Below are 10,912 nucleotides of genomic sequence, written 5' to 3' on the forward strand. Positions count from 1 at the left end.
AATCCAGCCCGTAACTTTTATTTAACCAAAAACCAGTTTTATTGACTAATATCTAAAAACTGTGAAGCATTTCATAGACGAGTTTTGGCTGGACTGAAAATTATCCGCTTTTTGTTGCTTTTATCGCCAGCGCGCGGCTTTGTTACAGATTGAAATGTCGCTTTTGCTATGCGTAATATGGCCTTTCGTTCGACAAAAATAAGAAAATATTATGCAAGCAACAGCCACCACACTCGATCCGGGAACGGAAAACGTTCCGGTAAACTCGCGCAATAAAGTTGTCGTCGCATCGCTGATTGGCACCGCCATTGAGTTCTTCGACTTTTATATTTATGCCACCGCTGCGGTCATCGTCTTCCCGCATATCTTCTTCCCGCAGGGTGACCCGACGGCGGCCACGCTGCAGTCTCTGGCCACCTTTGCTATTGCGTTTGTGGCGCGTCCGATTGGTTCAGCGGTCTTTGGTCACTTTGGCGATCGCGTTGGCCGTAAAGTGACGCTGGTGGCTTCGCTGCTGACCATGGGTATTTCCACCGTGGCGATCGGCCTGCTGCCGACCTATGAAACCATCGGTATTCTGGCACCGGTCCTTCTGGCGCTGGCACGTTTTGGTCAGGGTCTGGGCCTGGGCGGTGAATGGGGTGGCGCGGCGCTGCTGGCCACCGAGAACGCCCCGGCGCGTAAACGCGCGCTGTATGGTTCATTCCCGCAGCTTGGCGCACCGATTGGCTTCTTCTTTGCGAACGGGACGTTCCTGCTGCTCTCCTGGCTGCTGACGGATGAGCAGTTCATGAACTGGGGCTGGCGTATCCCATTTGTGTTCTCTGCCGTGCTGGTGCTGATTGGCCTGTACGTCCGCGTTTCCCTGCATGAGACTCCTGTTTTCGCGAAAGTTGCCGCGGCGAATAAACAGGTGAAAGTGCCGCTGGGTACGCTGCTGACCAAACACGTCCGCGTGACCGTGCTGGGCACATTTATCATGCTGGCAACCTACACGCTGTTCTACATCATGACGGTTTACTCTATGACGTTCAGTACCGCCGCCGCGCCGGTTGGGCTGGGGCTGCCGCGTAACGAAGTGCTGTGGATGCTGATGATGGCAGTGATCGGGTTTGGCGTGATGGTACCGATTGCGGGTCTGCTGGCGGATAAGTTTGGTCGCCGCTCAAGCATGATTGTGATCACCACGCTGATTATTCTGTTCGCGCTGTTCGTCTTCCCACCGCTGCTGGGATCAGGTAGCCCGGCGCTGGTCATGGCCTATCTGCTGATTGGCCTGAGCCTGATGGGGCTGACCTTTGGTCCGATGGGTGCGCTGCTGCCGGAGCTGTTCCCGACGGAAGTGCGTTACACGGGCGCGTCGTTCTCCTACAACGTTGCCTCTATTCTGGGCGCGTCCGTTGCGCCGTATATCGCTACCTGGCTGCAGGCGAACTATGGTCTGTTCTACGTGGGCGTCTATCTGGCGGCCATGGCGGCGCTGACGCTGATTGCGCTGCTGCTGACGCATGAGACTAAGCATCAAGCTCTGTAAGCTAATGCCGGGTGGCGGCTACGCCTTACCCGGCCTACGATTCAAATGTAGGCCGGGTAAGCGCAGCGCCACCCGGCAATAACAGGCCGCACCTTATTTCTTCATCTGCGACAAAATATTCCGACACTGATTCGCTTCGCCTTCTGACGGCGAAATCAACGCCAGCAGCGCTGCGGCTGGGGTGACCAGCGTCGCAAGGGCTGCGGCCACCGCACCACGCGCAATCAGCGGGCCAGGCTTCACGCCCGCCTGCGGATTTTTGAACGTTCCACGCACGTAAAGCGGCGAGCGCAGGGTAATGATACGAACCCCCTTACTTTCCGGGTCAATCGTCAAATCAAGCTGCTCCGAGGCCATGCTGGCGGTACCGGTCACGTTAATGACCGCATTTTCCGTGTCGAAGGCGAAAATCTGCGGGCGCGCCACGCCGTTGACCAAATCCAGATTGGCCGCCGCGCAGTTCACCCGCACCTCATCATCACCGAAGATTTGCCCGATAACATAGTTTCCCACGTTCAGGCCCAGGATCTCCATCAGGTTGCGGCTCACCAGCCCGTCGTTCATCAGCAGTTTGAGGTTGCCATTACTGCTTCCCAGCAGGGCCGCCACGGAATTCCCCACGCCGCGGATGTCGGCATCGCCGTTCATTTCACCCAGGGTTTTCTGCATCAGCTCCACGTTGGGCATCAGTTCTTTCAGCTTGAGCCTGCGGGCCTGAATTTCGGCTCGACCCTGCATCGGCTTCTTATCGCCTTCGAGGTGAATGTTCGAAGAAATCGTCCCGCCCGCCATGCCAAACTTCAGCGGCTGCAGGCGCAGGTCGGCATTTTTGAGGAGGATATGCGTCGAAAGATTGCTGATTGGCAGAGAACTGCCATGTTCAATTTTTCCGCCTTTGAAGCGCACGTCCGCGTCCATCACATCCCACTTGTCCGTCTCAAAGCGGTCATAGGGCAGCACTTTCCCGGCCGGCTGGAGATCTTTCTTCACCTCCTTCGACTTCGTGCCTTTACCGGAATCAACGCCGATCAGCGGGCCCAGGTCAGCCAGCCGCAGCTGGCGGGACTCGACATCCCCTTCCAGTTTCGGGCGCGGTTTTCCGGTAGTGTAGGTCAGCGAGCCGTGGATATCGCTGTCGCCGATGCGGCCGTTAAAATCCCGGTAGTCAAAAACAGAGGATTTTTCGGTGTCGATTTTGGCGACCAGATGCCCGTCCGTTTCGAACGGTGGGGTATCCGGCAGCAGTATACCGGTCAGATCATACAGCTCGCCCAGCGAATCACCGGCAAATTTGAGCTGCAGGTCTACGCCGCCCATGTTCATCGGGTCGTTGACCGTCCCCACGAACGCCACGCGGGTGTTCCCGGAACGGAAGTCCGCCTGCACCGGGAACGGCGTGCCTTCGCTCCGGAGCGCCAGCATGCCGCCCATTTTCCCTTTTCCGCTCAGTGGCTGGCCGTTGTAACGCCCTTTTGCCGTCAGGCCGAATACATAGTCACCCACGTTGGCGGTGTCGCCTTTCGCTTTGGTGCCCGTGACCTCGCTAAACGGCAGCGGCTTGCCCAGCGGATCGACCAGGATCTCCACATCCGCCTTGCTGACTTTATCGTCGATGGCGATCCGCCCGCGATCGAAGAGAATATTATCGAGACGGAATGACCAGGAAGAAGGCTGGGCATTCGGATCTTTTTCGCTATCGCTGGCAAGGTTAAACGTCCAGTTGTTGTTTTTTTCTGAGAGGCGGATCAGGCGCGCATCGGGCTGCTGAAGTTTGATCCACGGCAGATAGACCGTTTTGGTGAAGAGCGCGAGCGGGGCCAGCGTGGCTTCAACCCGCGGCAGATGAACCATTGTGACGTCGGGAATATCCGGCGGGTTACCGAGAATGATGTCGTCGGCATGGACGTGTGGCCAGGGGATCCAGCTTCGCCAGCCGGGCTCCTCTTTCTGACGCTCCCACACCACCCCTAAATCACCGCGTATGGCGAAGGGGCGATTCAGTTCGGTTGAGACTTTCTGGTTGATGGTCGGCTTAAGACGGTTCCAGTCAAACGTCGCAATAATGATGACGACGACCACGATCAACAACAAGAAAATCCCTGCTGTCCAGGAGATTACCCTGGTTGTTTTAGTCATTTTTTATCCCCTCTCCTGATGACCTGTCCTGTAAAACTATAGTCCAGACAAAGGGAAGCGGGCTTATCAGAGGGTCGTTATCACGCTATCGAGGCGATCCATGGGTACCGGGCGAGAGAGGAAATAGCCTTGCGCCGCGGCGGCGGGAGAGTTTTGCACATCACGCCACTCTTCCAGCGTCTCCACGCCTTCAACAATCACGCCCTGGCAATAGCGGTTCATCAACTGTAATAACAGCGTAAAGAGATTCCGCCCTTCCGGGGTCTGACGCAGCATAATGAACAGATCGCGGGCCACTTTAATGTAGTCGTAACGCACTTCACTCAGGGCGGAGAAGTTCGCCATGCCGGTGCCAAAGTCATCAAGCCACAGCGGGCCAAATTCGCACATCGACGCAAACGAGGAGTCCTGCGGCAGGCGGACATGCTCCACCAGCTCAAAGCGCATCCACGGTAGGGTGGCGATCAGCTCCTGCAAGGTCGCGTTCTGACGCAGCGCCAGCAGGGTTGGACCATCGACGTTGACCGAGGCGAGGATATCGTGCTGTTCGAAAAAGGACTGCTTCGTCGCCAGCATACGGAGCTGCTCTTCAAGCACATCCAGACGCTGGCGAACGGCCACTTCGGCAAAATAGCGATCCGGTGCGATACGCTGAGAAGGGTTGGATGGATGCGTCACAACGGTCAAAATTTCAATGGCCATCAGTCGACCATCGGTTCGATAGATCGGCTGATAGGTGTACGCACGCTCACATTGCAGCCAGTAGCGATGCTCCTGCAAGTTCTCAATACTTGCCTCAGGCGTAGTGCTCAGCCGCTGGATAACCTGCTCTGACTTCATTTCAGATGTCCTGTTGTTGGGATGGCCTTTCTGGACTCGTCACAGGATTATCGGCGCGACAATTGAGAACTTTATGTTCAATTCACCGGGAAAATGAAATTAAGATGACAGAAATGGGCAGGAATACGCGCTGGCTCAAATAAAATAATGGAACGTTGTTTTAATATAGTTGACCGGTAAATTCACTCAGCGCACACTGCTGATAATTCTTCTGTTCAGGTTCACGACTATGTCCAAAAAAATTGCCGTGATTGGCGAATGCATGATTGAGCTGTCACAAAAAGGCGCGGAAGTTAGCCGCGGATTTGGTGGCGATACGTTAAACACATCCGTTTATATTGCCCGTCAGGTTACGCCTGAGGCGCTCACCGTGAACTACGTTACCGCCCTCGGCACGGACAGCTTCAGCCAGCAAATGCTGGAGGACTGGCAGAGTGAACATGTTGAAACGTCGCTGATCCAGCGTATGGAAAACCGCCTCCCGGGGCTTTACTACATCGAAACCGACAGCACCGGCGAGCGTACGTTTTATTACTGGCGTAACGAAGCCGCAGCCAAATTCTGGCTGGAGAGCGACGCGGCCGCTGCCATCTGCGAAGCGCTGGCGACATTTGACTATCTTTATCTGAGCGGGATCAGCCTGGCGATCCTGAGCCCCACCAGCCGTGAAAAGCTGCTCTCGCTGCTGCGCGAATGCCGTGCAAACGGCGGGAAGGTTATTTTTGATAACAACTACCGTCCGCGCCTGTGGGCCAGCCGCGAAGAGACGCAGCAGGTCTATCAGCAGATGCTGCAATGCACTGACATCGCCTTCCTGACGCTCGACGACGAAGACGCCCTGTGGGGTGAGAAGCCGGTTGATGAGGTGATTGCACGCACGCAGGCGGCTGGCGTAAGCGAAGTGGTGATTAAGCGCGGTGCGGATTCATGCCTGGTCGCGGTGGCAGGTGAAACGGTGGTTGACGTTCCGGCGGTGAAGCTTGCCAAAGAGAAAGTGATTGATACCACGGCGGCGGGTGATTCATTCAGCGCGGGCTATCTGGCGGTTCGTCTGACGGGCGGCACCCCGGAAGCGGCGGCACAGCGTGGGCACCTGACGGCCAGCACCGTTATTCAGTATCGCGGGGCGATTATTCCGCGTGAAGCGATGCCTGCTTAAGTAGGGTGCGGGCTAATGCCCGCACCCTAACCCTCTCCCACCGGGAGAGGGAATTTTCATTCACTACTGCCCCTGCGGAATATCCGTCGCGTCCGGGTGTAAATCATCAGCCGTGGCGGCCTGCGCCGGCTGCGACGCGGTAGCCATAATGGAATCCCAGGTTGTCTGAAGTTCCTTCATGTCATATTCCGGCTCGCCCTTCGGTTGCAGGAGGATTAAAGCCATCTCCTGCGACAGCTGCTGACGGAGGTCCTGATTGAGCATGTCGACGGTCAGACCGTTCAGGAAGTCCTGACGAAGCTTCTGGTACTGCTCCGGCGCAATGTCCACTACCTGATTCTGCAGGGAGCGAATACGCTGGCTGATCAGAATGTCGGTATCGGCGCGAGCGTAGGTCGCAAACAGCTTCTGCAGCTCGAGTTTTTTCTGAGCCACAAGCGCGTTGAATTCCTCTTCGGAAAGCCCTTCTTTACGCACTTTTGCCAGCTCTTTCGCGACCACACCCAAATTCGCATTCAGCTTATCGCCAGGCGATTCAACGTTAATGGCGCATTGCGCACGCTGGAACAGCACGCGGCAGTCAAAGCCAAGACCGATATTCTTCACGTTGTTTTTACTGAGCGTCTGCTGAACATGCCAGAACAGCGCTTCACGCGCCAGATCGGCACGCCAGTAGCGCAACATCGCCGCGGACTCACGGATTGGCTGCCAGGCGTTATCCCACATCACAGAGAGTCGGTCCTGACGCACGGTGTCCGTCATAATGCTGACAGGCTCAGCACGCAGTGGGGAGAGCGTCGGGACAGGGGCTGGCGATTCACGCTTGCCTTTGAGATCACCAAACGCTTTGTTGATCTGCTCAACCACCGCGCGGCTGTCCACGTTACCCACCACGATCAGCGTCATCGCGTCCGGGGTGTACCATTTCTGGTAGAACGATTTTACCTGTTCGGCGTCCACGGGCTGTTTCAGCGGTTCGGCAGGATCGTGTCCCAGTAACGTCGAGCCTTTCAGGCGGTAACGCCACCAGCCCTCTTTGGTATCCCCAGGCCAGGTCGCCACCATGTCACTGTTGCTCAACGCATAGTTGACGGTGTCCGGTGTAATCGCCAGATTGCCAGAGGCATCGGAGAGATACGTCAGCGCTTCTTTAAGCAGATCGTTACGGTTATTAGGCAGGCTCAGGTTAAACATGGTGTAGTCATATGAGACAACAGCAGGTGGAAGTGGGCGTTTCGGATCGATGGCCTGTTGCCAAAGCGAACGCACCTGAACCGCTTGCAGGCTGCCGCTCTGAGTGAGCGCCAGCCGGGGAATAAAGTGGCTGAAACCGGTTTGCTGGGTGCTTTCCGTGAGGGAGCCGGTATTAACAGACAGACGGATTTCAATACGGTCACTGGGACGTTGCGGAGTGGCTAACACCTGCCACTGAAAACCGTTCGCTAATGTCCCTTGTTGCCAGGCCGGGTCTGGCTGGAGCGCATCTGCCTGCACATAACTGGCTGCTGCCATCATCAGCAAACCGCCGGTTAAGAGTCGAATTTTTGTGCCCTGCATGTGAACCCCTGATCAACATTCCTGGTTAAAAAAGAGTGTCTCGCGACGCGCTTCACTCTTAAAGATGACGATGAAAACACGTCGATTAGACCGCGCGTTCGGCAAAACGTCACGGTCAGAAGTGAAATATACCCAAAAAAAATCTTGTCGAATTATGACAGGTACGAACAGTTATTATGCGCAGGAGCCCGCATCCCGACAAGGGAATACGGGCATTTGTGACAAGATTAAGAGGATAAGCCAGGATTTTTGCTGTCAGTTGAACGGTTATTCAGAGTATCGTCGAGCTTTTTGTGATCCAGCTCTTTCACCCATTTCGCCACCACAACCGTTGCCACGCCGTTACCCACCAGGTTGGTTAACGCACGCGCCTCAGACATGAAGCGGTCAATACCCAGAATCAGCGCCAGACCCGCCACCGGCAGGTGACCCACTGCTGAGATGGTGGCAGCCAGCACGATAAAGCCGCTGCCCGTCACGCCTGCCGCGCCTTTAGAGGAGAGCAGGAGCACCACCAGCAGGGTAATCTGATGGAAAATGTCCATATGGCTGTTGGTCGCCTGCGCGATGAACACGGCCGCCATCGTCAGGTAGATCGAGGTACCATCAAGGTTAAAAGAGTAACCCGTCGGGATCACCAGCCCGACCACCGATTTACGGCATCCCAGCTTTTCCATCTTATCGAGCATGCGCGGCAGAGCCGATTCTGAAGAGGACGTCCCCAGCACAATCAGCAGCTCTTCGCGAATGTAACGGATAAATTTGAAGATGTTGAAGCCTGTCGCGCGGGCAATGGAGCCCAGAACCACAACCACGAAGAGGATACAGGTGATATAGAAGCAGATAATCAGCTGACCCAGCTGCACCAGCGTACCGACGCCATACTTACCGATGGTGAAGGCCATCGCACCGAAGGCACCGATCGGCGCCAGGCGCATGACCATATTGATGATGCCGAAGATCACCTGCGAGAAGCTTTCGATCACATTAAAGATAAGCTGGCCTTTGCTGCCCAGACGGTGCAGGGCAAAACCAAACATCACGGCGAACAGCAGCACCTGCAGGATGTTACCGCTGGCGAACGCGCCAATGACGCTACCAGGTATTATGTCCAGCAGGAAGGCTACCACGCCCTGATCCTTCGCCTGCTCGGCATAAACCGCGACCGCTTTGGCATCCAGCGTCGACGGGTCAACGTTCATACCCGCGCCTGGCTGCACCACGTTGACGATGATCAGACCGATAATCAGCGCAAGGGTACTGACCACTTCAAAATAGAGAAGCGCCACTGCACCGGTACGACCTACCGCCTTCATGCTTTCCATGCCAGCGATGCCCGTCACTACCGTACAGAAGATCACCGGGGCGATGACCATTTTGATGAGCTTAACGAACGCGTCGCCAAGCGGTTTCATTTGCGCGCCCAGTTCGGGGTAATAGTGACCCAGCAGAATACCGATGGCGATGGCTGTCAGGACCTGGAAGTAAAGACTTTTGAAGAGTGAGGTTTTCATAAGGTGTCCTTGGGAAGAAAAACCACAGGCTTTGTAAGGTTATGGTTAACCTGCGGCTTTAAAATAACACCCACATAACAGGACAGAAATAAACTCAGTTCAAATTTGAAACACAAATGTTAAGAACTTTGAGCTGGCTCGCACAAGCCAGCAACAAAATTACACGTTTGCGTGATTCTCACTGCCAGAAAGGTATCGTTCTTCAAAGACATCCGAAGGTACAGCAGGCGCAAAAAGGAAGCCCTGCCCGCTCTCCACGCCCGCCTCTGCCAGCCAGCTGCGTTGCGCTTCGGTTTCAATCCCCTCGGCAATAAGATGCAGATTGAGACTGCGCGCCATCTGGATAATCGCCTGCACCATGCTGCTGTCACCCGGCAGGCCGTCGACAAACGCTTTATCAATTTTTAATACATCCACCGGCAGGGTTTTCATGTGCTGGAGCTGGCGCAGCCCGGCGTATCCCATGCCAAAATCGTCCAGCGCAATGCGAATGCCGGCGTTACGCAGCGGCTTCAGAATCGCGACTGCCTCATTGGGGTCGTCAATGCGTCGGCTCTCTGTCACTTCCAGGGTCAACGTATCAGGCTTGATCCGGTAACGGTGGATCAGCTCCAGCATCTCTGAAACCATGGTCGGGTGCATGAGCTGCAGGGCAGACAAATTGACCGACAGCGGCAGCGTCACGCCACGCTCCTGCCAGGCGGCAAGCTGACGGCAGGACTCTTCCAGTATCCAATAGCCGACAGTGACCATCAGGCCGCAGGACTCAATGCGCTCAATCAGCCCCTCCGGCAGCTCCCATGAACCATCCGGCAGCTGCACGCGCAGCAGCGCCTCGGCGCTTTTCACTTCTCCCGTCAGCAAATTCACCTGCGGCTGTAGCCAGAGGGCAAACTGGTGGTTATCCAGCGCGGTCAGGATGTCGCTCTCTTCCGTCAGGCGCTGCTGCGCCTTTTCCATCTCTTCCGGTTCGAAGAACTGAATTTGATTTTTTCCTTTGCGCCGGGCGGTGAACGCCGCCGAGAACGCGCGACGATAAAGCTGTTCCGCCGTTAAATCGCCATAGTACATCGCGATACCGATACTGGCGCTTGGACGAAGCTGGATACCCTGAATGGGCAGCCGCTCATTAATGACAGTGAGTACTTGCTGACCTAATGTGATCGCATGCCATGGCTCTTTCACGCCGTTGGCGATCACCACCAGGTCGTAACCGCTGACCTGGGTCAACACCATGCGTGGGGCAAGGACAGACTTCACTTTTTCCACCAGGGTCAGCAGCAGCATTTCGCGCTGGCTCTCCTTGAGTACACCCGCCGTGTCCTGCAAGGTTTCACAGGCGATCGCCATCAGCGCCGTGGTTTGCTGGCGGGCAACGGTCTGCTCAAGCATCGCCATCAGGAAGGCTTTATTGGGAAGCTCCGACACCGGAAAGCGTGTGGCGCTGCTGTTTAACTCATCCTGCTGGCGCTGGATGCGCTTCTGGTTGAGGTTGTAGCTGCGCACCAGCATACCGATCTCGTCATCATGATGAAGACGCGGCACCTTAAGCTGATGGCCCATCTGGTCCTGTGGAGAGAGCGTGTTCAGCTCCCGGGCAATATGGCGCAGCGGGTGGACAATCAGCCGGTTAATGCACCAGGTCAGCGCCACGCTGAGAATAAGCGTCATAAGTAAGCAAGTGGTCACTAACGTAACCACCCAACTCATGACGAATTTATACATGCGGTAGGAGTCCGCCTGTAACACCAGGTAGGCCAGCGGCTGTGGATTCGCAGGGCGTTCGAGCGAATAGACGGGAAGCGAAATTTGTACCGGCAGTTCGAACAGGCGCATCACCATCATCGGGACGGGACGCTCCGGGATAAAGCTCATCCGCAGCGCCTGAAACTGGTTGGGCAACACGACGTCCGCCCGGCTGACAATACCGGCTGGCTGAATACGTTTTAAAATGGTTTCCGCTTCGGGAATATCCCCTTTCAGGATAGAGGCTGAAAGCGGGCCGCGCACCGAGCGGGCGATACTTTCTAACTGCGAAGCCGTGTTATAGCGATTCTGCTGTACGGAATGAAACAGCAAAATTACGCAGAAGAGCAGTACAAACAGCATGGTGACGGCAGACACCATCGCCATCTGTTTGATCGTTAAAGAACGGCTGACACGCAAAATGAC

The 10,912-nt window shown here is 55.8% G+C and carries 7 protein-coding genes; 2 read left to right on the forward strand and 5 right to left on the reverse strand.

The window, feature by feature from the left end; all coding sequences use genetic code 11:
- Positions 1-211: 211 nt before the first annotated feature.
- Positions 212-1,534: an MFS transporter gene (locus PYW49_RS21565; protein WP_134348194.1), complete on the forward strand. Its 1,323-nt coding sequence runs from the start codon at positions 212-214 to the stop codon at positions 1,532-1,534.
- A 93-nt stretch (positions 1,535-1,627) separates the two neighbouring features.
- Here PYW49_RS21565 and PYW49_RS21570 read toward each other — a convergent pair whose 3' ends face one another.
- Together PYW49_RS21570 and pdeH are read right to left on the reverse strand one after the other, a co-directional pair.
- Complete coding sequence (locus PYW49_RS21570) at positions 1,628-3,670, reverse strand: AsmA family protein (RefSeq protein WP_320387467.1); 2,043 nt, start codon at positions 3,668-3,670, stop codon at positions 1,628-1,630.
- Between the two features lie 66 nt (positions 3,671-3,736).
- Positions 3,737-4,510 (reverse strand): cyclic-guanylate-specific phosphodiesterase, encoded by a 774-nt coding sequence (gene pdeH, locus PYW49_RS21575; protein WP_134348196.1) that lies wholly within the window; start codon positions 4,508-4,510, stop codon positions 3,737-3,739.
- A 229-nt stretch (positions 4,511-4,739) separates the two neighbouring features.
- Here pdeH and PYW49_RS21580 point away from each other — a divergent pair, with 229 nt between their 5' ends.
- Positions 4,740-5,669 (forward strand): 2-dehydro-3-deoxygluconokinase, encoded by a 930-nt coding sequence (locus PYW49_RS21580; protein WP_320387468.1) that lies wholly within the window; start codon positions 4,740-4,742, stop codon positions 5,667-5,669.
- Between the two features lie 63 nt (positions 5,670-5,732).
- Here the strand turns inward: PYW49_RS21580 and PYW49_RS21585 are convergent, their stop codons facing one another.
- From PYW49_RS21585 to hmsP, 3 genes are all read right to left on the reverse strand, one after another.
- The gene (locus PYW49_RS21585; RefSeq protein WP_134348198.1) at positions 5,733-7,226 is read right to left on the reverse strand and encodes a M16 family metallopeptidase; all 1,494 of its coding nucleotides are present in this window, start codon (positions 7,224-7,226) and stop codon (positions 5,733-5,735) included.
- Between the two features lie 227 nt (positions 7,227-7,453).
- On the reverse strand, positions 7,454-8,740 hold the full coding sequence (locus PYW49_RS21590) for a dicarboxylate/amino acid:cation symporter (RefSeq protein WP_134348199.1): 1,287 nt from the start codon (positions 8,738-8,740) through the stop codon (positions 7,454-7,456).
- Between the two features lie 159 nt (positions 8,741-8,899).
- The gene (gene hmsP / locus PYW49_RS21595; protein ID WP_320387469.1) at positions 8,900-10,906 is read right to left on the reverse strand and encodes a biofilm formation regulator HmsP; all 2,007 of its coding nucleotides are present in this window, start codon (positions 10,904-10,906) and stop codon (positions 8,900-8,902) included.
- Positions 10,907-10,912 lie beyond the last annotated feature (6 nt).

Origin of the sequence: Enterobacter chinensis, from assembly GCF_034008295.1 — a bacterium.
Lineage (GTDB): Bacteria > Pseudomonadota > Gammaproteobacteria > Enterobacterales > Enterobacteriaceae > Enterobacter > Enterobacter chinensis.

Coding starts and splice junctions, on each gene's coding strand:
- PYW49_RS21590 (WP_134348199.1), bottom strand. CDS start 8,740: ATGAAAACCTCACTCTTCAAAAGTCTTTACTTCCAGGTCCTGACAGCC.
- pdeH (WP_134348196.1), bottom strand. CDS start 4,510: ATGAAGTCAGAGCAGGTTATCCAGCGGCTGAGCACTACGCCTGAGGCA.
- PYW49_RS21580 (WP_320387468.1), top strand. CDS start 4,740: ATGTCCAAAAAAATTGCCGTGATTGGCGAATGCATGATTGAGCTGTCA.
- PYW49_RS21585 (WP_134348198.1), bottom strand. CDS start 7,226: ATGCAGGGCACAAAAATTCGACTCTTAACCGGCGGTTTGCTGATGATG.
- PYW49_RS21565 (WP_134348194.1), top strand. CDS start 212: ATGCAAGCAACAGCCACCACACTCGATCCGGGAACGGAAAACGTTCCG.
- PYW49_RS21570 (WP_320387467.1), bottom strand. CDS start 3,670: ATGACTAAAACAACCAGGGTAATCTCCTGGACAGCAGGGATTTTCTTG.